Annotated in this window: 32 protein-coding genes and 1 tRNA gene; 27 read left to right on the top strand and 6 right to left on the bottom strand. The window is 36.8% G+C overall.

Translation table 11 applies throughout. The features are described 5' to 3' along the window. Window positions 1-42 precede the first annotated feature (42 nt). From rph to MKX57_RS17630, 6 genes are all read left to right on the top strand, one after another. A complete protein-coding gene (rph, locus tag MKX57_RS17655; RefSeq protein WP_025114540.1) occupies window positions 43-789 on the top strand; it encodes a ribonuclease PH in 747 nt (248 codons plus the stop codon). A 1-nt stretch (window position 790) separates the two neighbouring features. Then, the gene (locus MKX57_RS17650) at window positions 791-1,384 is read left to right on the top strand and encodes an XTP/dITP diphosphatase (RefSeq protein WP_089985737.1); all 594 of its coding nucleotides are present in this window, start codon (window positions 791-793) and stop codon (window positions 1,382-1,384) included. A gap of 12 nt (window positions 1,385-1,396) precedes the next feature. Next, the gene (locus MKX57_RS17645) at window positions 1,397-1,900 is read left to right on the top strand and encodes a metallophosphoesterase (RefSeq protein ID WP_090002289.1); all 504 of its coding nucleotides are present in this window, start codon (window positions 1,397-1,399) and stop codon (window positions 1,898-1,900) included. A gap of 124 nt (window positions 1,901-2,024) precedes the next feature. Next, window positions 2,025-3,485, top strand: coding sequence for a YdiU family protein (locus tag MKX57_RS17640; protein ID WP_239354836.1), 1,461 nt, complete (start codon window positions 2,025-2,027; stop codon window positions 3,483-3,485). A gap of 100 nt (window positions 3,486-3,585) precedes the next feature. Next, window positions 3,586-3,759 carry a DUF2639 domain-containing protein gene (locus MKX57_RS17635; protein ID WP_008179143.1) on the top strand — a complete coding sequence of 58 codons (174 nt, stop codon included), beginning with the start codon at window positions 3,586-3,588 and terminating at the stop codon, window positions 3,757-3,759. 58 nt (window positions 3,760-3,817) lie between these two features. Next, window positions 3,818-4,507 carry a DUF2071 domain-containing protein gene (locus tag MKX57_RS17630; RefSeq protein ID WP_008179141.1) on the top strand — a complete coding sequence of 230 codons (690 nt, stop codon included), beginning with the start codon at window positions 3,818-3,820 and terminating at the stop codon, window positions 4,505-4,507. Window positions 4,508-4,548: 41 nt separating this feature from the next. On the opposite strand, the gene MKX57_RS17625 is transcribed toward MKX57_RS17630, so the two are convergent. Together MKX57_RS17625 and MKX57_RS17620 are read right to left on the bottom strand one after the other, a co-directional pair. Next, window positions 4,549-5,217, bottom strand: coding sequence for a hypothetical protein (locus MKX57_RS17625; protein WP_258954693.1), 669 nt, complete (start codon window positions 5,215-5,217; stop codon window positions 4,549-4,551). Window positions 5,218-5,293: 76 nt separating this feature from the next. Further along, entirely contained in the window at window positions 5,294-6,040 is a 747-nt protein-coding gene (locus MKX57_RS17620; protein WP_089985742.1) for an SDR family oxidoreductase, read from the bottom strand. Window positions 6,041-6,263: 223 nt separating this feature from the next. Between MKX57_RS17620 and MKX57_RS17615 the strand changes: the two genes are divergently transcribed. Next, window positions 6,264-6,337 (top strand) — tRNA-Arg (locus MKX57_RS17615). Window positions 6,338-6,431: 94 nt separating this feature from the next. On the opposite strand, the gene MKX57_RS17610 is transcribed toward MKX57_RS17615, so the two are convergent. The 3 genes from MKX57_RS17610 to MKX57_RS17600 form a co-directional block, all read right to left on the bottom strand. Next, complete coding sequence (locus MKX57_RS17610) at window positions 6,432-7,607, bottom strand: site-specific integrase (protein ID WP_090002283.1); 1,176 nt, start codon at window positions 7,605-7,607, stop codon at window positions 6,432-6,434. Window positions 7,608-7,609: 2 nt separating this feature from the next. Further along, window positions 7,610-8,098 carry an ImmA/IrrE family metallo-endopeptidase gene (locus MKX57_RS17605; RefSeq protein WP_342550504.1) on the bottom strand — a complete coding sequence of 163 codons (489 nt, stop codon included), beginning with the start codon at window positions 8,096-8,098 and terminating at the stop codon, window positions 7,610-7,612. Between the two features lie 108 nt (window positions 8,099-8,206). After that, window positions 8,207-8,617: a helix-turn-helix transcriptional regulator gene (locus tag MKX57_RS17600; protein WP_342550503.1), complete on the bottom strand. Its 411-nt coding sequence runs from the start codon at window positions 8,615-8,617 to the stop codon at window positions 8,207-8,209. 166 nt (window positions 8,618-8,783) lie between these two features. Between MKX57_RS17600 and MKX57_RS17595 the strand changes: the two genes are divergently transcribed. Beyond that, the gene (locus tag MKX57_RS17595) at window positions 8,784-9,026 is read left to right on the top strand and encodes a helix-turn-helix transcriptional regulator (protein ID WP_342550502.1); all 243 of its coding nucleotides are present in this window, start codon (window positions 8,784-8,786) and stop codon (window positions 9,024-9,026) included. A gap of 18 nt (window positions 9,027-9,044) precedes the next feature. Then, window positions 9,045-9,527, top strand: a complete 483-nt coding sequence (locus MKX57_RS17590; protein ID WP_342550501.1) for a hypothetical protein — start codon at window positions 9,045-9,047, stop codon at window positions 9,525-9,527. Here MKX57_RS17590 and MKX57_RS17585 read toward each other — a convergent pair. Beyond that, a complete protein-coding gene (locus MKX57_RS17585; protein WP_342550500.1) occupies window positions 9,511-9,870 on the bottom strand; it encodes a DUF2513 domain-containing protein in 360 nt (119 codons plus the stop codon). The two genes, MKX57_RS17590 and MKX57_RS17585, sit on opposite strands and share 17 nt — an antisense overlap. Window positions 9,871-9,938: 68 nt before the next feature. Here MKX57_RS17585 and MKX57_RS17580 point away from each other — a divergent pair, with 68 nt between their 5' ends. The 18 genes from MKX57_RS17580 (at window position 9,939) to MKX57_RS17495 (ending at window position 20,645) form a co-directional block, all read left to right on the top strand. Continuing rightward, window positions 9,939-10,736 carry an ORF6C domain-containing protein gene (locus MKX57_RS17580; RefSeq protein WP_171365606.1) on the top strand — a complete coding sequence of 266 codons (798 nt, stop codon included), beginning with the start codon at window positions 9,939-9,941 and terminating at the stop codon, window positions 10,734-10,736. A gap of 1 nt (window position 10,737) precedes the next feature. After that, window positions 10,738-10,962: a hypothetical protein gene (locus MKX57_RS17575; RefSeq protein ID WP_342550499.1), complete on the top strand. Its 225-nt coding sequence runs from the start codon at window positions 10,738-10,740 to the stop codon at window positions 10,960-10,962. A 14-nt stretch (window positions 10,963-10,976) separates the two neighbouring features. Further along, window positions 10,977-11,204 (top strand): hypothetical protein, encoded by a 228-nt coding sequence (locus MKX57_RS17570; protein ID WP_193832800.1) that lies wholly within the window; start codon window positions 10,977-10,979, stop codon window positions 11,202-11,204. 41 nt (window positions 11,205-11,245) lie between these two features. Next, window positions 11,246-11,596, top strand: coding sequence for a hypothetical protein (locus MKX57_RS17565; protein WP_171365603.1), 351 nt, complete (start codon window positions 11,246-11,248; stop codon window positions 11,594-11,596). Window positions 11,597-11,776: 180 nt separating this feature from the next. Further along, a complete protein-coding gene (locus tag MKX57_RS17560) occupies window positions 11,777-12,295 on the top strand; it encodes a helix-turn-helix transcriptional regulator (protein ID WP_342550498.1) in 519 nt (172 codons plus the stop codon). Then, window positions 12,292-12,534: a hypothetical protein gene (locus tag MKX57_RS17555; protein ID WP_342550497.1), complete on the top strand. Its 243-nt coding sequence runs from the start codon at window positions 12,292-12,294 to the stop codon at window positions 12,532-12,534. Before MKX57_RS17560 ends, MKX57_RS17555 begins: the two co-directional genes overlap by 4 nt. Continuing rightward, a complete protein-coding gene (locus MKX57_RS17550; RefSeq protein WP_261612760.1) occupies window positions 12,518-12,652 on the top strand; it encodes a hypothetical protein in 135 nt (44 codons plus the stop codon). Before MKX57_RS17555 ends, MKX57_RS17550 begins: the two co-directional genes overlap by 17 nt. 192 nt (window positions 12,653-12,844) lie before the next feature. Next, window positions 12,845-13,054, top strand: coding sequence for a hypothetical protein (locus MKX57_RS17545; protein ID WP_342550496.1), 210 nt, complete (start codon window positions 12,845-12,847; stop codon window positions 13,052-13,054). Further along, window positions 13,051-13,335 carry a hypothetical protein gene (locus tag MKX57_RS17540; RefSeq protein WP_342550495.1) on the top strand — a complete coding sequence of 95 codons (285 nt, stop codon included), beginning with the start codon at window positions 13,051-13,053 and terminating at the stop codon, window positions 13,333-13,335. The genes MKX57_RS17545 and MKX57_RS17540 overlap by 4 nt, the downstream gene beginning before the upstream one ends. Before the next feature lie 72 nt (window positions 13,336-13,407). Then, the gene (locus tag MKX57_RS17535) at window positions 13,408-14,307 is read left to right on the top strand and encodes a hypothetical protein (protein WP_342550494.1); all 900 of its coding nucleotides are present in this window, start codon (window positions 13,408-13,410) and stop codon (window positions 14,305-14,307) included. Further along, window positions 14,261-15,061 (top strand): PD-(D/E)XK nuclease-like domain-containing protein, encoded by an 801-nt coding sequence (locus MKX57_RS17530; protein ID WP_342550493.1) that lies wholly within the window; start codon window positions 14,261-14,263, stop codon window positions 15,059-15,061. Before MKX57_RS17535 ends, MKX57_RS17530 begins: the two co-directional genes overlap by 47 nt. A gap of 214 nt (window positions 15,062-15,275) precedes the next feature. Next, window positions 15,276-15,671: a hypothetical protein gene (locus MKX57_RS17525; protein WP_342550492.1), complete on the top strand. Its 396-nt coding sequence runs from the start codon at window positions 15,276-15,278 to the stop codon at window positions 15,669-15,671. Window positions 15,672-15,875: 204 nt separating this feature from the next. Beyond that, on the top strand, window positions 15,876-16,625 hold the full coding sequence (locus MKX57_RS17520; RefSeq protein WP_342550491.1) for a DnaD domain protein: 750 nt from the start codon (window positions 15,876-15,878) through the stop codon (window positions 16,623-16,625). Continuing rightward, window positions 16,567-17,418, top strand: coding sequence for an ATP-binding protein (locus MKX57_RS17515; RefSeq protein WP_342550490.1), 852 nt, complete (start codon window positions 16,567-16,569; stop codon window positions 17,416-17,418). The genes MKX57_RS17520 and MKX57_RS17515 overlap by 59 nt, the downstream gene beginning before the upstream one ends. Window positions 17,419-17,457: 39 nt before the next feature. Then, the gene (locus MKX57_RS17510) at window positions 17,458-17,808 is read left to right on the top strand and encodes a hypothetical protein (protein WP_342550489.1); all 351 of its coding nucleotides are present in this window, start codon (window positions 17,458-17,460) and stop codon (window positions 17,806-17,808) included. Window positions 17,809-17,811: 3 nt separating this feature from the next. Beyond that, a complete protein-coding gene (locus MKX57_RS17505; RefSeq protein ID WP_342550488.1) occupies window positions 17,812-18,180 on the top strand; it encodes a hypothetical protein in 369 nt (122 codons plus the stop codon). A 134-nt stretch (window positions 18,181-18,314) separates the two neighbouring features. Continuing rightward, window positions 18,315-18,503 (top strand): hypothetical protein, encoded by a 189-nt coding sequence (locus tag MKX57_RS17500; protein ID WP_342550487.1) that lies wholly within the window; start codon window positions 18,315-18,317, stop codon window positions 18,501-18,503. 81 nt (window positions 18,504-18,584) lie between these two features. Then, window positions 18,585-20,645 carry a hypothetical protein gene (locus tag MKX57_RS17495; RefSeq protein WP_342550486.1) on the top strand — a complete coding sequence of 687 codons (2,061 nt, stop codon included), beginning with the start codon at window positions 18,585-18,587 and terminating at the stop codon, window positions 20,643-20,645. The last annotated feature ends 110 nt before the right edge of the window (window positions 20,646-20,755 follow it).

Genomic DNA, 20,755 nt, shown 5'->3' with positions numbered 1-20,755 from the left:
GATAAGATGAGGGCGCGAAAGTTTTTAGGAGGAACAATAAATATGACAAGATTTGATGGAAGAATGGCAGATGAACTGCGACCTGTAAAAATGGATGGGGAGTATTTATTACACCCAGAGGGCTCGGTCTTAATTCAAGTAGGAAATACAAAAGTAATTTGTACAGCAACAATCGAAGACAAAGTGCCTGGCTTTTTACGCGGGCAAGGGAAAGGCTGGATTACAGCTGAATATTCGATGCTACCTCGTGCAACAGCTCAACGTACACCGCGTGAATCATCTCGTGGGAAGGTCAATGGACGTACAATGGAGATTCAACGCCTAATTGGGCGTGCATTACGTGCTGTGGTCGATTTAGAGGCTCTTGGAGAGCGTACGGTATGGATCGATTGTGATGTGATTCAAGCAGATGGTGGCACTCGTACAGCCTCTATTACGGGAGCATTTGTTGCGATGACACAGGCAATTGCTAAATTTGCGGAAGAAAAGCCGTTCGTCAAGTTTCCTGTAACCGATTTTTTAGCGGCAACTAGTGTAGGGATTGTGGAAGAACAGGGTGCTGTTTTAGATTTAAATTATGTAGAAGATGTGGCTGCTGCTGTTGATATGAATATTGTTATGACAGGTGCAGGTCGCTTTGTGGAATTACAAGGTACTGGCGAGGAAGCAACATTCTCTCGTGAAGAATTGAATGATTTATTAGCACTAGGTGAAAAAGGCATCCAGCAATTAGTTGAGCTCCAAAAAACAGCGCTTGCTGAACAAGCAAACATGGTCGGAGGGAAATAATATGAAACAGGTAGTGATCGCAACAAAAAATAAAGGAAAAGCCAAAGATTTCGAAGCATTATTTGGCCCACTTGGTTATGAAGTTGTCACAATGTTTGAAGTAGCTCCAGACATGGAAATAGAAGAAACAGGTACAACATTTGAAGAAAATGCAATCTTAAAGGCAGAAGCCCTAGCGAAAAATCTTGGTACCATTGTGATTGCTGATGATAGTGGTTTAGCAGTAGATGCATTAAATGGTGAGCCAGGGGTCTACTCTGCACGTTATGCTGGTGATCATGATGATGAAGCTAATATGGTGAAGCTGCTAGAAAACCTACAAGGTGTTGAAGATGGCAAACGTACCGCTCGATTCTGCTGCTGTATTGCTATTGCAGGTCCAGATTTTGAAACGACGACTGTATTTGGTACTTGTGAGGGCGTGATTGCACATGAGAAACGTGGTACGAATGGCTTTGGCTATGATCCAATCTTCTTTGTTCCAAGTCTAAATCGTATGATGGCTGAGCTTTCGCCAGAAGAAAAAGGTGCTATTTCTCACCGAGGTAATGCTATTCGTAAGTTGAAGGAGCAATTGCCGAATCTTATTAAATAAGAGGTGGTATTCATGAAAATACTTATCATGAGCGATACACATGGCGACAGTCAGGTGATCGACAAGGTTAGAAATTTTTATCCTGATATAGATGTTTGCATACATTGTGGTGATAGTGAGCTTCCTTATGTACATGATGCATTAAAAGGAATGAAAAAAGTACGAGGGAACTGTGATCGGGAGGAAGCTTTTCCTGAGGAAGAAATTTTTACAGTCGATGGCGTAAGAATCTTGGTGACTCATGGTCATTTATTTAATGTGAAAAGTTCCATGCTGTCCTTAACCTATCGGGCAAAAGAATTGAATGCCCAAATTGTTTGTTTTGGTCACTCTCATATTCTCGGGGCTGAAATGATGGATCATGTTTTATTTATCAATCCAGGAAGCTTATTAAAGCCACGGGGTCGCAAAGAAAAAAGCTTTGCCGTGCTAGAAATAGAAGATTCGACTTTTACAGTGGAATTTTGGACGGATGATCAACAATGTATGTCAAGTCATACTTTCCAACGAAATTAATACGACTTAAAAATCCGCATTACTCTTCAAGTAAGCGGATTTTTATATGGGGTGGTAAAATTGACTAGGAATGAATGATGTTGAAATAGAAAAAATAAATAGAAAAGGTAACAAAGGAGAAAATATGGAAAAGACAATTGGCTGGAAAATGGACAATAGCTATGTTCAACTACCAAGTATTTTTTATTCCGGTATGACGTTAAACCCTGTTCGTTCACCCGAATTAGTCCTGTTAAATGAAGCGGTAGTTGCGTCACTAGGATTAAATAGTCAAGCTTTAAAAAGTGAAGAGGGCATAGCCGAATTAGCTGGTAATAAAGCCCCTGATGGTAGTATTCCTATTGCGCAGGCTTATGCAGGACACCAGTTTGGACATTTTAATATGTTAGGTGATGGACGGGCTCTTTTATATGGCGAGCAAATAACACCCTTAAATGAACGCATGGATATCGCACTAAAAGGGTCTGGCAGAACCCCTTATTCTCGTGGTGGAGACGGAAGAGCCGCATTGGGGCCTATGCTTAGGGAGTACATCATTAGTGAAGCGATGTTTGCGTTGGGGATTCCCACTTCCCGAAGTTTAGCGGTAGTGAGTACAGGTGAAACGATTATCCGTGAAACTGATCTACCTGGCGCTATCCTTACGAGAGTTGCCAGCAGTCATTTACGGGTAGGGACCTTTCAATATGCAGCACAATGGGGTACAGATGAAGAACTCCAAATCTTAGCAGATTATGCCATAGAACGGCATTACCCAAATCAACACGGTGACACGAATCGCTATCTTTATTTATTGCAGGAAGTCATTAAAAAACAAGCATCACTTATAGCAAAGTGGCAGTTAGTGGGCTTCATTCATGGGGTCATGAATACTGATAATATGACCATCAGTGGGGAAACCATTGATTATGGACCGTGTGCCTTTATGGATGCCTATGACCCAGCGACAGTGTTCAGTTCAATTGATCGACAAGGGCGTTATGCGTATGGTAACCAGCCAAACATTGGTGGTTGGAACTTAACACGCTTGGCAGAGGCGTTACTTCCCTTAATTCATGAAAATCAAGAGCAAGCCATTGAACTTGCTCAAGCTACCTTAGAACAATATCCAAAGCTGTACGTTCAAAACTGGCTGAAAGGAATGCGAGCAAAATTAGGGTTATTCGATGAAGAGCAAGAGGATATGAAGCTTATAGAAGAACTTTTACAGCTCATGCAACAGGACAGAGCGGATTATACTAATACGTTCATCGCCCTAAGCTTTGACCAAATCGATAAAACCTCGTTATGGAAGTCGTCAGCATTTAAAGACTGGCATCAAAAATGGCTTGCACGATTAGCAAGACAGTCACAAACAAAAGACACGTCACAACAATTGATGCGTCAGCATAATCCCGCCATTATTCCACGTAATCACAGGGTGGAGGAGGCATTGGAAGCGGCTGTAGAGCGGGGAGACTATAGTGTGATGAATAAATTAGTGACAGCTCTGGCACAGCCCTTTGCCCACACGAATGAACAACAGGAATATGCTTCATTACCAGAACCGTCTAATCAACCATATCGAACTTTTTGTGGCACATAAGTAGACAACGAGAGGAATGGCTCCTCTCGTTTTTTTATTGTGCAATGGCACCCTACACAAACCAAACGCATACCCTATGTATGAATAAAGGTAAAGGAGAATGGATTCGGTGCATAAATATTCAAAAGGTTGGTTTGTAAAAGAGCTACGAACACATGGCATTTTAGTACATCCACAACTTAAAAGTCATCTAGGGTTATTTAAAGAATCTGAATTACGAAATTTATATTATCGCTATGTAGAAATAGAAGCGGCTGAGCAGATTCAAAAATAGCTATATTGTTTGAATAACTCCTTTCTAGGAAAAAATGGGCATAGAAAGGAGTTTTACTATGTGGATGATAGCACAGACATGGCAGGATGTCCTATTTTTACATTGGCCAGTATCACCCCCAGAATTAGAAAAACATATACCTCCAGAACTGACGCTAGATCTATTCGCAGAAGATGCCTGGGTAAGTGCGGTACTTTTTAAAGTCCATAGGCATCGCATGCGATTTCTACCACCCATTCCTGGCTTGAATACTTCCTTACAATTGAATGTACGAACATATGTAGAATTTGAGGGCAAGAAAGGAATCTATTTTTTTCATTTAGATGTGACTAATTATGTCTTCTCAAAAATAACGGCATTAGTCAGCTTACCCTATCGATACTCAAAAATTGAAGGAAAGCAAAGGGATAATGACAACACCTATACGAGCTATTATAAAACATTGGATGAAAGATTGAGGGTGTCCTATACAATAGGGAACAACACTCAAACTAATTTTGACCAATGGCTTGTAGAACGTTACCATTCATGGGCAAAATGGAACGATACATTATTTCGTATTGATATTCAACATACACCGTGGGACTTACAACAAGCTGAAGTAAAGATTCAAAGCAATACGTTAGCTTCTTTTATGAAGGGAACCTTTCAAGGGACACGACCCATTGCACATTATGCAAAGACAAAAGAGGCAAAAGTTTTTCCTCCAGTGATTGAACAACGGAAAACAAGATCTATACAAAAATAGACCTTGTTTTTTGTAAGTGAGAGAAAAAAACTGTTTTTATTTTAAAAGAGATAACAAAATTGCATGACAATAGCGCCGGCAATCATATCTGACATGGCAAGTGCCTCAGCCTCAATTTCATCAAATATGTCCACGTCAGCTTGATAATCTTTTTGAATCATGGTCACAGCTTCATTCTTTGTTAAAGCCAAATGCATATAAAACATCTTTTGTACGGCCTCCATACTTAAATAAGGATTGATCGTATGCAAAAATTGTGCAATATCGTCAGCATTACGATACCAATCTCTCTCTTTTGCCTCAGCCGTCGCTGTATCTCCTTTAGTAGCAGCAGTCACTAACTGAGCTGCAATCACAAGATGCTCTTTAATTAAAGCTGCATATCGATCTGCTATAGAGTCACCATAAAAGGGACGGAGGCAATTCCCTAAATCGGTTGCATTTCGTAACAAACGCTGCTGTACAAAGGGTAAATCGGGCAAATTGAAAACGATGCTAATAATCGTCATCCGTGTCCAATTTACATGCTCCATCCACAGTAGCCGATTCATTGCCATATAATCCGCCTCTGCTTTACTAATACAGCGTCGATTATCAGCTGAACGTAAAAAATGACGAATCGGTGCTGTGTATTGCGTAGAGGGGGATTGATACAATTGGCTTAATGAAAACCCATTTGAATAAGGGTACAAAACCTCACTCCTTTTCATTCTTTTTCCTACACTAGCATACTCCCAGGTAGCTCTATGTATGAAAGCAAAGAAGGCCAAGGGAGGAGATCTAGCATCAATCCTCGTACATCATTTTCTTCGTCATCCCACCGTCGACCGTTAAGTTAATGCCCGTAACAAAATCATTCAACGGATTTGTTAAATAAAGACATGCTTGAGCAATATCCTCTGGCACACCCACTCTCCCTGATAAATGCTGCGCATGGTCAATCGGACGAAGTTCCTCATAATTGCCAGTCTCAATCCACCCAGGCGAAATACAATTCACAGTAATCTGATCAGGACCAAACGATCGTGCTAAAGCATGAGTCAATGCCACAATCCCACCTTTTGTAGCGGTATAGGCTTCAGTAAAAGGTTCAGACATTTCAGCCCGTGTAGAGGCTAGACATACAATCGAGCCTCCTTTGGCATTGTGCCTCATCACTTTCGCAGCCTCCCTTGCACAGAAAAAGGCACTTGTTAAATTCGTTTGCAAGAGATCGTTCCACTCCTCCCACGTAATATCATAAGGGGATGTATGTTGAAACTTTCCAGCATTATTAATGAATATATGAATCGACCCATATTGTGCGACCGCTCGTCGCATCAATGAAACAATATCCTGTTCCTTCGCCACATCCGTAGGAACAAAGATGACAGAGAAGCCCTGATCGACCAAATCCGTCTCTAATTGCTGACCTAATCCCTTATTGATATCAGCAATAACCACCTTCGCACCCTGTCGTGCATACGCTAGCACAATGCCCTTGCCTATTCCTTGTGCACCACCAGTCACAACTACAACAGCATCCTTAAACATCTACATACCTCCCATTGATTTCTAGCCAATATTTTAACAAAAATTTTCATGTTCGACCTATCGATAAGGCAAAAAAATGGTATAATCTATATGGTGAAAACATATGATAAAACATAGATGAGGGAAACCTTGCCTACATAGTAAAATTAATGTTGACATTACGCCATATAATACATATAATAAGTATTGTCCTTCCTATGGAATACATAAGAAACGACATCATGTCTCAGTAGCTCAGCAGGATAGAGCAACGGCCTTCTAAGCCGTCGGTCGGGGGTTCGAATCCCTCCTGGGACGTCATACAAAGCCTTACAGCCACAACGGTTGTAAGGCTTTTTGTTTTTATGCATAAATGTATAATATTCTGTTTGGTGCCCAAGAGGTGCCCAAATCAATCTTTTTCATCAAAAAGTTTATCAAAGTGAGAACTTGCTCGCTGATCCGTTTCTTGCAAAAGATGTCCATAAGTATTCATGGTAGTTGTGATATTTGAATGACCTAATCTAGACTGAATAACCTTAGGATGTTCACCAGCATGAATCAAAAGGGTAGCTGAAGTATGTCTTAAATCGTGAAAACGAATTCTAGGTAAATCGGGATTCTTTTTCATAAAACGATCCCACCACTGACTTATTGAATCTGGACGATAAGGTTTACCAAACTCATTTGAAAAAAGAAAAGTATGTCCTTCCCATACTCGCTCCTCGCCAGCCTCTTCCAGTTGATATTTTTTTACTGCGGCAAGTGTAACTAAATCATTCAGAATATTTGAAGGAATAGTAACTACACGTTTTCTTTTACCTTTTGTTTCTTTTATGATAATCCCATCTCCAGTTAAATTAACTAAAGCTTGTTCTATTAATAGGGTATTGTTTTCAATGTTTAAATGTTTTTCTTCAAGGGCAACTAGTTCACCTTGTCGAGCAGCACTTACCACAGCCAGTTCAACTAACAATCGTTTTTCAGCAGTCTCTCTATTATTTAATCGCTCAAACAATAATTTAACTTGTTCCTCGCTGTAGGCTTTACCTTCTTCATATTTAAGTTTAGGTAGCTTTATATTTTTACAAGGACTCTCTTCGATTAAATTCCATTCAACTGCTACATTCATAATACTAGCGAATGCCTTGTAAATATTATGGATAGTGGAAGGGGCTAACTCGCTTTCTTTGCCGTCTAATCTTCGTTTTTTCTTCTGTAAATCACCTACAAAAAATACTACATCTACTTTTTTAATATCCTTTAATTTGATATCACCAAAAATAGGGAGGATTCGTTTTTCTAAATGCGTACAGTTATCATGAAATGATCGTGCACTATAATGTTGTTTTGCGTAATTATCTTTCCATCGTGGAAAAAGATGATTTAATGTAATCGATTCAATATCACTAAAATATACATCTTTATTTTGCTTCATTTCTTCTTCAAACAGTATTAGTAGGCGCATCGCTTCTTTTTCGCTTTTGGCTTCTACATTTTTAGTTTTACGAATACGGCGATTACCTCGATAACCTAAATCTGCGATAAGTTTGAATTTATTCTTACTGATTTTTTGTACATATCCCATTGCTAACAGCTCCTTTCAAGAAGAGTACAATCGCTAAAAAAATGATTGTTAAGATAATGATTAAGCCTTTTTTGTGCGAAATCGTATTCAACATTAAATAGTAGAGAAATTTTATTAATAGCCTTTTCTTCATTTATAGGAAGCTTGATTTTATTTAGCATGAATGTTGGTACACATGCTTGTAGAGCAAAATTATTTGCTTTCCATTCCTGGTACTCTCTAAACAAAGGAGGTGTTTTTGTTTGGTTGCCAGAATGTGAGATTACATGGCCTAACTCATGGCAAAATTCTTGCCATTGTTCCTGCTCGGATAATCGTGAGTCTATATAAATGATGTTGTCATAACTTACTGAATCAATAGGTAAGTAAATGACCTCGTAGCCGAGTTTATGGCCAATTATCATTGGATCCAATTGCTTTGGATACATCACATTAATGCTAGTGAATAAATCTTTTATGTAGTCTTCTAAATGAGTATAAACAAAAATCATATCATCCCTCTTTTGCAAACGTATGTTCTATTTATGTTAACAAAAAAATCCACCATTGGAAAGGCGAATTTTTTTAAATATCTGGAAAACCTACATAAAAATGTAAAATCACTTCTTATTCTCTTGCTGCTTCTTCCACACCTCGTAATAAATTTCGAATTGCTCTAGAGCATCAAGTAAATTTTCAGGTTGGTTTTTGAAAAACAAATTCTCTCTAGTTAAAAAGAAATTAATAACTTCTTTTTGGTATGGGTTAAGGCTGTTGTAATCATCGTCCGATATACCAGCTTGTTTATGTAAAGCTTCTTTATTATCCGTTCTTCCTAATAGGTAGTCTATAGAGACATTATACAAGTCTGCTAAGTCAGATAACATTGATGGATCAGGCGACCTTGTTCCGTTTTCATATCCGGACAAAGTATTGCTTTTAATACCTAATTTATCAGCAACAAATTTCTGGAGGTAACCATGTTCTTCTCGCAGCGCTCTTAAGCGTCTAGCTAAAATATCTTCGCCCATGAAAAACAACCTTTCTATGTAATCGTTATTATAAATAATATCGCAATTCTCGATTTTTTATATAAATATTCGCATAATGTGATAAAAAAGTTTGACAATCTCATTTTGCGATGTTAAAGTGTAATTAATCGAATCGCAATTTGCGAAAATTAGGGGGGTGTTAATCATGAAAGAAAAACCAATTGTACAAAACAACCTTAAACAATTGCGCAAAACAAGAGGTATCCAGCAAAAATTTGTGGCAAAATCAATTGGCATTTCAGCAAACTACTATTGTCAAATCGAAAATGGTCATCGTGTTTTACCAACTAAATATCTACCAAAAATAAGAGAGCTATTCGGTGTGACGTTGGATGAAATTTTTTTTGATATCGAAATCGCAAATTGCGATTCCGATAAAATTGCATAAGCAAAAAGGGGTGTGAATGTGGAACAGAAATTAAAAGAGATGCCACCTGAGACAATACTAAGTGGTGAAACAATGAATTTGATTAATTTAATTGAGTCAGCACAAGGAGAAACGTCAGATTATGAATTTGCCCAAAAAATAGGCCTTTCACTTAATCATTTAACTTGTTTGAAAAAAGGGGTATTAATTGACGCACCAACCTCACAAGTACTTAGGAAAATCAGTGAACAGAATGAGGAAGTAAGCTATATTAACTTACTCATTGCTGCTGGCTACTTAAACGAAAAGGATGTTAGTGGGTTGGTTAAAAAGTACCCGCGTTATAGCTTCGACGAATTTGACTATGACGTAGTGTCACTCGAAAATGGTTTCTTTATTAATGGTATGGAAGTTGAAAAGTTGATAGACGTTACCATTAAATCAGATGTTAATAACATTTCCGAAGTGACAGTAAAATTCTACGCCAAAGTCAAAGGTTTAGATTTTAAAACAATTCTTTGACAGAACCAAACACAATCGAACCGATTTCTCTAATAGTGGCCGCACCCACTTTGGAAGCAGTTTCTTTCGTTTTATTCCAAACGGTATCTTGTCGGATTGCATCTATGAATTGATGACCTTCTATACTGATTGAATGAATAAGTAACTGTGTGCCAGTTTTCGATTTTCCAACTTGTCCGTTCAAAAGATTAGATTCAATTAATTTTTCAATAGCATAACCAAGTTCATTTTTATCAAATCGCTCAAGTCGAGAGTCAAAGACAACTACATTAACATCTATGTTGCTAGGTTGTTCTTCTATTACAAACATTAACTCGCGCATAGCATCAAAATTTAATTTCATATATTTTCACCTCCAATCTACCAATAGTTTAGCAGATTGGAAAATTCTAAAACATAGGAGGTTTTATCATGAATCAATTAACAGTAGTTGAACAAAAATTAGTACCGTTTGGTGAACACGAATTATTAGCAGCTAAAATTACAGACGGAAAAATTTATGCAGCAGTCAAATGGGCGTGCGAAGGAATAGGCTTAACACGTGACCAAATCAAGAACGAGCGTAATAAAATTCAAAATGATTTAGTGCTTTCTAAAGGGGGGCGAAATTTAACCCTCCCTACAAACGGCGGTATTCAAGATGTTTTGTGTATTGAATTAGATTTCCTTCCATTATGGTTAGCGAAGATTTCTATTACGCCATCGATGCAAGAAAATAACCCGAAGGCTGTTGAAAATCTAGTGAAATATCAACTTAAAGCTAAAGAAGTATTAGCAGAGGCATTCTTGCCGAAACAACAACCGCATGATCCTATTACTCTGGCTTTAGAAGCAGCACTTGAAACACGTAAAACGGTACAAACAATTCAAACGGAAGTGAAAGAGGTTAAGGCTGACATCGAGGAATTACGAGACAACCTTCACATCACAAGTTCACAAGCAAAAGTAATCCGAAAAAAAGTTGCAGAGAAAGTATATGAAGCACTTGGTGGCAAAGAAAGTAACGCGTACAAACATTTGAATAAAAAGTTGTTCTCCGCATGTTGGGGTGAGTTCAAAGACTATTTTGATATCAATGAATTTAGAGATCTACCAAAAAACAAGTTTGAAGATGGTATGAAATTCTTGTTTATGTGGCAACCAAGAACAGAAATGCGCCTTGGAATCGAACATTACAACACGCAATTGCAATTAAAGTTGGTGAAGTGATATGTCGAGAGTAGTCAATCTTCTTACAAAGGATCAGTCAGAAGTTTTGCAAGAGGTTTGCGACATTATGAACAGCGTTTTATGCGATAGGCGCAAAGCTTACCCAACAAAAATTATAGATGAGCATGGGACGCGCGATTATATTGCAAGCCGTGAAGAACATTTAGAAAGTGTCATGGATTATGTTTTAACGACTTTAGGATGCGTATTCCCACAAATAGATTAATGGAGGTTTAACCAATGAGTAATAAAGAAGTAAAAGTAACGATAGAAGGTCCAGCAAGTCACACTTTATTCGAACTTGAAAGTGATGGTGAACAAGGTATCATTCACGTAGTTTTACGAGATATGGATAGCAATTTTAAAGAAGTTGGTGTAGCTGGTGTAATTCTTTCACCGGATGAATTACAGGAAATTTATTACGCTATCGCCGATGTATTAAAGCATCAAGAACGAGAGTCTAAATAGAGGAAGGCGCTATTTCAGCGCCTGAGATTGGAGGCGAAACTATGAATCTAACAATCGAAGAATTAAAAGCGGAGCTACTTAAAGCGGAGCTAGTTGATTTTTTACATCGAGCGTATCAACAAGGTGTAGAAGATTGTAGAGAAAGTATGAGATTTGAATTATCTCTACCATCAAACTTAAAAAAAGAACATGTAGCTCAAATATTTCAGTGTGAGTTACCAACTGTAGAAAAGATCATCCGCATGGATGGATTTCCTAAATGTCATGCTCTAACAGCTCGTTATCCAAGGGATAAAGTGCTGGAATGGCGAGATAAAAATGTAATGTACATGAACTCACGTCTTGGTATCTATGTGAGTGAAAATGAAAGTCTTAGATTATTAAGAGCATAGGAGAGGCCAGGGCAAATGGCCTCAAGATAAATCAAACTACCAATCTAGTAGAAATCTAAGAGGTAGGGGCAAATCTACCTCTTAACCATTATTATACAGAGAATTTATACAAAGTGCGGTCTCTTACAAGTTAACTTTTCTATGAAATGTGACTTATTCAAAAAAGAAAGGAATGGAAATATGACTGTTACTGGAAATTTAGTTGGCGAGGTAATGAAAGAGATTAGGGGAGATGAAACACAATTACGGTTCGGTTTTGATTTTGGAGTAGGGAGAGAGGCTATCTCCAAATACGAAAATGGCCGTAGTAAGGTCCCTGCAGATATAAGTAAAAGCATCGTAGAGAAGTTCGATGATCCCAAGTTTGCGCTTGCTGTACAACATCAATATACAGGTACGGGACCAATATGGTTAAACGGACCAAATGTAGACCTTCATAGGTGTAGTGTACGTGAGAAAACAATAGAAGAACTTCAAGAAGCCTTGGATTCTATAACTAGTACAAGTCTTGCAAAACCTGGTGATGCTATTGAACACTTCGAAAGGAAGAACATCATGGACATGATCGAGGAGGCAGTTGAGGCAGCTACAGCACTAGCGAACTTTATCGCAGTTACTACAGAGCATCTTGGCATTAGCTACACAGGGGTTTGGATGGATCACTATAAGTACTTACAGAAAGCAGGATTTATCAAATGAATATAGATGAACAAATCGAACGTGAAAATAGACGTATCGAAGATCTAGCAATAGAAATCGTAATGCTAGCAAGAAAAGGTGAAACAGACATAGCAAAACAACTAGAGCGAGACCTACATAATTCACTGGAACACCTTGAAAAACTTCATAGACGTAAGGGATTGTGGTCAATTACGGATGAACTAAACTTGCAAGGGAAAAAGGCGAAGGTGGTGAAGAAGGTTGTGGAAATGGCTTGATAACTATTTTTACTTGCCAGAGGACGATGTACCAGAATCACACAGAAAGTTTTGCATCAGTACTGTTATTGCGATGCTTATTATCGGAGTGCCAATCATCATCACATATTGGCAATAAAAAAAGCTACTTAATTTCTTCAGAATTAAGCAGCCAAAAAGATATAGAATCGATAAACCAATTATATCACAAAATCAGATGATTGCGAGAATTATCTCGCCCTCGTCAAGCAGCTTACAGCACCGTCTCCCTACGGTTATGCTTTGCCGTTGTAAGTTGCTTGATGGGATGCCATCAGAAAGAGGTGAAGATATGAGTATTGCTCAATTTAAGCCAAAAATGCGTGAGATAAGGCTGGATACAGAAGATTTTGAGGAGCGATTTGCTGAGTATGACATTACTAGTGAATTTACAGGAATCATTCTTACTTTAGTGGCTGTTGAGGGTAATGTACGCTACACAAGTTATGTTACAGCAACTTATGCAGAAATTTTAAGAAAGCAGAAGGAGGCGATAGCGTGAGTGCTTTGCTAGAAGTAGAAAACCCAATGGTACTTGGTCGTATTGAATATCCATCGCCACATTATGAGCCTTCTATAAGCTTTGAAATGCACGATGATTTCGGTAGTTTCATAGCCTGTGGTGACGTATTCTTTGAAATCGGTGATGCGATAGTACACATCGATAATATCAGTGATTATTTGGCTGTTGGATATAGGGATGAATCAACTTATGACATGAATGATACCGAGGTTATTGCTTATGTGGAGGAGCAGTATGGACTTGCTCATACAAAAAAATAAACCACTACTCGGAATAGTGGCTTACAAATCAAATATTTAGCGCAATTATAGCGCATTACAGGAGGAATTTCAATGAGTAACTTAGCAGAACAGTTCAATAATCCGTCTTCCTACCAACAGCCTCAAGGAGGAGGGGTACTAGCTCAAGCTAGTTCCTCTCGTGAAATGGAGGAAGTTAAAGGGCAAATTTTTATGGCGAAGTCATTTCCGAGAAATATTTATGAAGCTGAAAAAAGAATCTTAGATGCATGTAAACGTTTTTCATTAGCAGACGCAGCGATGTATTCATATCCACGTGGAGACACAAATGTAACTGGACCTTCAATAAGACTTGCTGAGGTTTTAGCACAAAACTGGGGGAACATTTCTTTCGGTGTTAAAGAATTGGAACAACGAAATGGCGAATCGACAGCTATGGCTTTTTGTTGGGATTTAGAAACAAATACAAGACAAGAAAAAACTTTTACAGTTAAACATTCAATAAAGACAAAACGTGGATTAAAGATACTATCCGATCCACGTGATATATATGAAAAAGTAGCTAACGACGGTGCTCGCCGACTTCGTTCATGCATTTTGAGTATTATCCCAGGAGACGTTGTAGAAAAAGCTTTAAAAGAGTGTGAAGTGACTATACATGGTAATAACACTGAACCATTGAAAGACCGACTAGCAAATGCTTTAAAGCTTCTTAAAGAGTATTTTAAAGTCACACAAGAAATGGTTGAGGACAAGTTTGGTTATAAAACAAGTGAATTTACAGAACGAGACTATGTTGATTTAGGCAAAATATACAATTCGTTGTGTGATGGTATGTCAAAGGTTGAAGATTGGTTTGACAAGGAAGTTGGTAAAAATCAAACAAGTGGATTAACTGCCGAATTTAATAAATCACAAGAACAGCCAAAAACTGAGGTGAAGCAAGATGATAATGTCATTCCAATTGAACAGCCAGAATTACCACTCGAATGAGGCTAACCAACAATATATGTCGGTGTCGCAGTTTAAAAATGCTTTGGAATGTGAAGCACGTTTGATCGCTGAGATGAAGGGCGAGTTTACTCGTCCTCAAACTACTGCATTAATGGTTGGCTCATACACACATGCAGCTTTTGAAAGCGAACAGGCTTTTGTTGAGTTTTGTGAAGAGAATCATAACAGTATTTTTAAGAGTCGTGGTGGGAAATACGCTGACTTTGAACAAGCAGATAAGATGATAGAAACCTTAAAAAACGATCGATTTGCAATGTTTGCGTTAGATGGAGAGAAAGAAGTTATTTTCACAGGTGAAATATTTGGAGTGCCTTGGAAAATCAAAGTCGATTCTATAAACCATGAGCGTAGATCATTTAGCGATTTAAAGACTACTCAAAGCCTATATAAGCGTTATTGGAGCGAGAAATACAATAAGTACGTTTCGTTTGTTGAGGCTTATGATTATGTGCTACAAATGGCGATTTATCGTGAAATAATCTATCAAAACACAGGTCAGTATTATGTTCCATATCTCGTCACTGTCACTAAGGAAACACCACCCGATAAGGAAATATTGGAATTTGAAATATCTGATTTCGATTTTGAGTTCGAGAATGTAAAAACCATATTGCCAAGCATTATTGAAGCAAAAAACTCTAAGAAAGAGCCAGTGCGATGCGGGAAATGTGAATACTGTCGGATGACTAAACAACTCACTAGAACCATTAAAGTTGGATATTTATTAGAATGATGAGCAATGTACCAACGAAGGTGTTATTGCCTGCTTGGATATTCCAACAGGCGAAGGATAACGATGAAATCAGACGCTTGGTGCTGCAATACATGCAAAGATATCCAAACTATAGAATTACCAAGGTTAGTGGTAGTTTCGCGATTTGTGAGAGGGAACAAGGGCTTTTATAGGGCAACAGGCGAGATGATTTTTATAACGTAGGAGGTTAATGATGAGCGAAACTGAAAAATTACATGCTTTGAATGAAGAAATTGAGCTAAAAAGCATAATAAATCAAACATTACAGGCATTCCCGAATGCTTTTATTAATCGCAGTAACGAGATTATTTTAGAGCCAAGAAACAACGTGTATTTTCGTTTGGAAGATGTAACAACTGCTTTGGACTTTAAATGTAAGATGTTTGCTTGGCTATCTCGACCAATAGCAAAAAGTTTAAATAGATATTGGTCACCAAAAGTTTTAAGTAGTTTTAATGAGGTACTGGGTACCAATTTCACAAATGGTGAAATGAATAGGATCTATGACCGATTAGGAAACGATGTGAACCGACCTTTAACTATTCGATTTATTGAATTCAATTATTATTTAAAACTTCTTGAACGTTAATGTTCATGTGGATTTTGTAAATAAACATGTGATTAAAAATTTGAATATTGAAAATATGGAGGGTTAGAGATGAACGATAGACTATGGCGTGGTTTTAACTCTTGGGCAAAAGAGCTACCACCAGCACCAAAATGGACAGCTTGGCATCATAAAACATTTAATCGACCACGACGCAGAAAACTTAAATAGGAGAGGCGAGGGCAAATGGGCATTATCCGAGTGGCTAAGAATAGCAACTATGTAGTGATGAATCGAACGGCATTGAACGATAACCGGCTATCTTGGAAAGCTAAAGGCATAATGGCATACATGCTTTCAATGCCAGATGATTGGGTGTTTTATATGGACGAGCTAATGACTCACTCAACAGACGGCAAGGCATCATTCAGAGCTGGTTTCAATGAGTTAAAACAATGTGGTTACATCGAACGAAAACCTATTCGTGAAGGGCAAAGAATTAAAGAATGGGAAACGATCGTTCATGAAGTACCTATAGATTCTCTACTTACCGATTTTCAAGAAGTAGAAAACCAAGAAGTAGGTTTTCAAGAAGTAGAAAATCGAACACTACTAAGTACTGATAATAACCAAGTATTGAATAAACCAAATACTGATAATAACCAAGTACTGACTACAGACACCCAGCATGCTCAAAAGCTATATGAGTTCTTTGTCAGTCGTCTGCAAAAGTTTCCTAGTGATAAGTTACGAGAAGATATCGAATACTACCTAGCAACCTATCAGGATGCAGATCTTATTATTCAAGCATTTGAGCGAGCTCTTATAAATAGCCGTGTTACCAATAAAGAAAAATATGCTACTGGAACATTACGTAACTGGAAACATGAAGGCGTAACATCTATCGAACTATTAGCTAAAAAGGAGGCGCAGCAACTTGCAGGCGATCAAGGACACAATACAGGCAATGGGTACACGGTTAAACTGGGCTTCTGATAAGTATTGTTTTAAACACGATAAAGAGAAATTCCCTACAGGTATACAAATGCTTGAAAGGCAGAAAGGTTCTGGAGAGTTTGAGTGTCCTATGTGCTTTAGGGAAGGCAATAACAATGTGCTTGAAAAGGAATATTCAGAGATTAAAAACGAACAAAAGCTCATGGCTAAATTCAACACCCTTATCAAACGAAGCATTGTTCCTGATAAAACGATTTTGGATGCACGATTTAACACGTATCAACTCAAAGAAGATGAACACGAGGCTAGAAAAAACGCTCGACTAATGACGCAATATGCGGAGGAAATCATTAGTGGACAAGTCTTTAATATCTTCCTAAATGGTACGCCAGGCGTAGGGAAATCGCATTTGAGTTACAGTTTGTTGCACCGTGTAAATAACAACAGCAATAAAGAAAAGTCGTGCTTGTTTATTGACTTTGACCAGATGTTACGTGAGATACGAGGAGCTTATGATAATCCAGATAGTATTTACACAGAATTTTATTTCACGAAACTGTTGAGTGATGTTGATGTACTCGTTTTGGATGATCTAGGTGCAGAAGTAGGTAATGAGGACACTAACAAAAAGGCCTCCGACTTCATAGGACGTATGCTAAGAGCTATTTCAAATGCTAGGCAGGATAAAGTAACCATCATCACTACAAACCTGTCAGGGGGCAAGCTAAACGTTATTTATGACAGCAAAACTCTATCGAGATTAAACAAGAATGCTAAGGTCGTGCTTTTTAAAGAGACTAAAGATAAACGTAGTGTGGATTTAGGGTTTTAGATTACGAGGGGCAACAGCCCCTTGATGGAGGGTGAAGGGATGATAGAAAAAGTCAAAGTTAGTCGTGAAATTGCAGATGCTGCAGAGGTTTGTAGTACGTTCAGTCGAGCAATGTTAATTAGCGATGTTTCGTCTATTTATGCAGGATTTACCATGGTAGATAAATCTTCTACCAAACTAGCTAAATTGCTAGTTAAAGATAATTACGAACTAGAAGATGCCATTCAAATTTGCTTTGGGGAGTATGAAGTTAAAGAAACACCAGTAGAAAGATTCAAATACTTTTACGACAAGTATTCACAATCTGACATTTTATTCGAAAAAGATTTTTTGGGTGGCATGTTGGCTGTAGCTGAATGGTTTGATCTACCAGTGAAAGGACGTGAATGAGGGATGAAACAAGAACAGTTGAATGCCATTAAAGAACGCGTGGCGAAGGCTACGAAGGGCCCTTGGGCAAGTGAAGAAACAGCAGAGGGGCATATCGATATTTTTAACCCAAATGAAGATTACGCCATTTGCCAAACCGGTAACGAAACCTATGATTGTCTGAATGAAGGTGATACAGAGTTTATTAAACATTCCATTACAGATGTGCCAGCTCTTATTGTAGAGGTTGAGAGGTTACACAAAGCACTAGAAAAAGTCATGGAAGTTGAAGCACCTATCATGGAAGGTTGGGAAACAACTGCATACAAAATTGCACAAAATGCTCTAGGTGGTGAACTAGATGGCCAACGGAAACAAAATCATCACACGTAGTAATAGCAAAATCATGATTGGGGATGGTGAGTTAACGAGGATTTTAAATGCCACTAAGATACAACAATGGCACCTTATCATTGCAAAGATTATGGAGTTTCAAGACAACGAGTTGTTGGAGAGGAGGAATTTTTATGAATGAACAATTTCTAATCGATCAAATCATTTTGTACCTGGGACAGCACCAGCGTTTTGGAGGAAAGTATAACGAAATAATGGCTTATAAGCGTTTGGAGCAATTGAGAGTCATGGTTGGGCTGAAAGATGCTGAAGAGGCTACAGATTATCTAATTTCTAGAATGGAAGGGGCTATGGCTGCATGATTATCTATTAATATTAATTAGTTTAATCAGCTTCTTACTATATGTATAATTTACATATTGAGAAAATTTATGGAGGCTGAAATGATAAATCAATTAAAAGACTTTTTTATTAATATAGTAGATGAGTGCATAGTTGAAACCAGTAATAAAGAAACTTTAGATATGATGGAAAGACATGAAATAGAAAACGGAGGAAATATTAATAAACCCCATATAAATAAGCTATTAGAGGATATTCTAAAAGAAAAATTTAAAGAAAAAGGGGAGATAGATGGTTTCGAAATATACAAATTAAGTAATCAATTGGCTTTAGAATATCTTATTTTTAATCGAGATACTATTCTTCAATCTTTTAAAGTATTAGCCTTTATAAGAGCTTATACCAATGGAGAAACAACCTTTCCGGCTATCTATGAAGTTGATAGATGGAAATCGCTACTAACTTTAATTTTAGATTATCGACACCTTTCTAAAAAAGATTATACTGAAATGTTCTTTACAGATAAATTAAAGCTTGAATCCTCTGCTGCAAAGTATTGGATTCAGAGAGGATACAATGTTGGTGTTTTAAATGGAAAAATTCATTTAGATGATAGCACATATCTAAAAATGGGAGATGAAGTTGAAAAAAAACTAATATCACTAGGTGGATATAATGTATTAGAAATGCTTTTAAAGAAAGTCCCTTATGATGAAAATGCTTTAAGGTATAGAATACTTAGGGATGAAAATTCTTTAGAGTTACCTTTTGGTTACTTAATTAATTTAAGTGTAAAACATTTTATTAAACTAAATCACAGTTCAAATAAATTATTTCAAAAGAACCTTGATGAATTGTTATTAATGGCAAGTAATTTAGTTGCACTATTACAACTACAAACTTTTAATAAATATAGCCATTTATCAGTTAATAGATATAACTTTATAGAATATGTCTATAGTAATGTTCTCAGAGATAAGATAAGTAATTTTAGACAATATAAACCTTTAATAGTACCCAAAATTATTAATGGAATGCTCAAGGATATATTTAAAGAATTTAAAGTTGACGAGCAATTAGGTATAGAGATGAATTTATTACTTGAATTAATAAATTACATTCTTAATAATCCTGACCGTCCTTTAAGATTTAGAGAATACAAGAGTAGTGACTTCGAAAGGAAATTCCCTAATATTTCGAAAAATAATCTAATTAAAATCTTAAATATCTTTTCTCATGATTATAAGTCTATAAATAAACAATTTAGATCTCCGAACGACATATCAGATTTTGAATTAAGACCTTTAATAAAGAAAAATGAAAAATATTTTTTAGTTGATAGAACGATAAATTCTATTTCTTTTTATGAAATTCTTTGTCAATTTATGAGAGGGAAAATAGATAATTTTGATTCTAAACTTGGTACTATACTTGAAAATTTTATAAAGCAAGAATTAGATAAAAGAAATATTACTTACTTTTCTGGCTACTATAATCAAAATGAAGAGTGTGATTTGATTATTGAAACACAAAAGTTTATTTTTCTTGTGGAAATTAAAAAGAAACCATTAACTAGAAAAGCATTATCAGGTGATGACGTGACAATTTTTAGCGATTTAACTAAAGGTTTATTAAGCTCTCAATTACAACTTGGTAAGAGGGAAATTGAATTGCTAAAGCATGGGAAAATCGATTTATACCTAAAGAAAGGGAAACGTGATAATAAACTTATCCATTCAGTTGAGCATAAGAATAGAATAATCGAGAGAGTAAGTTTAAATGCTTGGGATTATGGAGTGATGAATGATAAAATCTTTTCGCAAACAATTTTGATGTTTTTAACTGGAGTTGAACTCACAACTAATCAATTAAATCGTCGAGGGGAACTAAATGGAGTAAACAAAATATGTAAGGAACTTCAAAATCAATTCGAAGAAATACAGAAATATTCTAGTAATAATTCAAAACCTACTGTTCGTGAATTATATTTCAATTGTTCTTTTGTTAGTTTACAGATGCTTTTATCTAGAATTGAAGACGTTAATGGAAATCTAGAATTTGAAGAGAGTATGGAAACTTTAAAATATGTTACATCTGGAGCAGGAGATCCATATTTTGAATATGATTATTTTAAAAAATTTCTAAATAAAACTGAAGTTTAAGTAGAAAGACTTCAAATTTTACAATTATAGCTGATCAATGGTTAATATCGCTTATATAAAGAGTAAATTGAGTTATAGATTAAGAAACAAAAAAAGTAAAGAGCCGCAAC

The organism is Lysinibacillus sp. FSL M8-0216 (genome assembly GCF_038595555.1).
Taxonomy (GTDB): Bacteria; Bacillota; Bacilli; order Bacillales_A; family Planococcaceae; genus Lysinibacillus; species Lysinibacillus fusiformis.
This window is presented reverse-complemented; position numbering and strand designations above follow the sequence as displayed.

Coding starts and splice junctions, on each gene's coding strand:
- MKX57_RS17505 (WP_342550488.1), top strand. CDS start 17,812: ATGAAACAAGAACAGTTGAATGCCATTAAAGAACGCGTGGCGAAGGCT.
- MKX57_RS17570 (WP_193832800.1), top strand. CDS start 10,977: ATGAGTAATAAAGAAGTAAAAGTAACGATAGAAGGTCCAGCAAGTCAC.
- MKX57_RS17575 (WP_342550499.1), top strand. CDS start 10,738: ATGTCGAGAGTAGTCAATCTTCTTACAAAGGATCAGTCAGAAGTTTTG.
- MKX57_RS17650 (WP_089985737.1), top strand. CDS start 791: ATGAAACAGGTAGTGATCGCAACAAAAAATAAAGGAAAAGCCAAAGAT.
- MKX57_RS17565 (WP_171365603.1), top strand. CDS start 11,246: ATGAATCTAACAATCGAAGAATTAAAAGCGGAGCTACTTAAAGCGGAG.
- MKX57_RS17600 (WP_342550503.1), bottom strand. CDS start 8,617: ATGGGCGAAGATATTTTAGCTAGACGCTTAAGAGCGCTGCGAGAAGAA.
- MKX57_RS17625 (WP_258954693.1), bottom strand. CDS start 5,217: ATGAAAAGGAGTGAGGTTTTGTACCCTTATTCAAATGGGTTTTCATTA.
- rph (WP_025114540.1), top strand. CDS start 43: ATGACAAGATTTGATGGAAGAATGGCAGATGAACTGCGACCTGTAAAA.
- MKX57_RS17630 (WP_008179141.1), top strand. CDS start 3,818: ATGTGGATGATAGCACAGACATGGCAGGATGTCCTATTTTTACATTGG.
- MKX57_RS17510 (WP_342550489.1), top strand. CDS start 17,458: ATGATAGAAAAAGTCAAAGTTAGTCGTGAAATTGCAGATGCTGCAGAG.
- MKX57_RS17535 (WP_342550494.1), top strand. CDS start 13,408: ATGAGTAACTTAGCAGAACAGTTCAATAATCCGTCTTCCTACCAACAG.
- MKX57_RS17495 (WP_342550486.1), top strand. CDS start 18,585: ATGATAAATCAATTAAAAGACTTTTTTATTAATATAGTAGATGAGTGC.
- MKX57_RS17525 (WP_342550492.1), top strand. CDS start 15,276: ATGAGCGAAACTGAAAAATTACATGCTTTGAATGAAGAAATTGAGCTA.
- MKX57_RS17620 (WP_089985742.1), bottom strand. CDS start 6,040: ATGTTTAAGGATGCTGTTGTAGTTGTGACTGGTGGTGCACAAGGAATA.
- MKX57_RS17580 (WP_171365606.1), top strand. CDS start 9,939: ATGAATCAATTAACAGTAGTTGAACAAAAATTAGTACCGTTTGGTGAA.
- MKX57_RS17645 (WP_090002289.1), top strand. CDS start 1,397: ATGAAAATACTTATCATGAGCGATACACATGGCGACAGTCAGGTGATC.
- MKX57_RS17585 (WP_342550500.1), bottom strand. CDS start 9,870: ATGAAATTAAATTTTGATGCTATGCGCGAGTTAATGTTTGTAATAGAA.
- MKX57_RS17595 (WP_342550502.1), top strand. CDS start 8,784: ATGAAAGAAAAACCAATTGTACAAAACAACCTTAAACAATTGCGCAAA.
- MKX57_RS17530 (WP_342550493.1), top strand. CDS start 14,261: ATGATAATGTCATTCCAATTGAACAGCCAGAATTACCACTCGAATGAG.
- MKX57_RS17520 (WP_342550491.1), top strand. CDS start 15,876: ATGGGCATTATCCGAGTGGCTAAGAATAGCAACTATGTAGTGATGAAT.
- MKX57_RS17500 (WP_342550487.1), top strand. CDS start 18,315: ATGAATGAACAATTTCTAATCGATCAAATCATTTTGTACCTGGGACAG.
- MKX57_RS17545 (WP_342550496.1), top strand. CDS start 12,845: ATGAGTATTGCTCAATTTAAGCCAAAAATGCGTGAGATAAGGCTGGAT.
- MKX57_RS17635 (WP_008179143.1), top strand. CDS start 3,586: ATGGATTCGGTGCATAAATATTCAAAAGGTTGGTTTGTAAAAGAGCTA.
- MKX57_RS17605 (WP_342550504.1), bottom strand. CDS start 8,098: ATGATTTTTGTTTATACTCATTTAGAAGACTACATAAAAGATTTATTC.
- MKX57_RS17560 (WP_342550498.1), top strand. CDS start 11,777: ATGACTGTTACTGGAAATTTAGTTGGCGAGGTAATGAAAGAGATTAGG.
- MKX57_RS17610 (WP_090002283.1), bottom strand. CDS start 7,607: ATGGGATATGTACAAAAAATCAGTAAGAATAAATTCAAACTTATCGCA.
- MKX57_RS17640 (WP_239354836.1), top strand. CDS start 2,025: ATGGAAAAGACAATTGGCTGGAAAATGGACAATAGCTATGTTCAACTA.
- MKX57_RS17555 (WP_342550497.1), top strand. CDS start 12,292: ATGAATATAGATGAACAAATCGAACGTGAAAATAGACGTATCGAAGAT.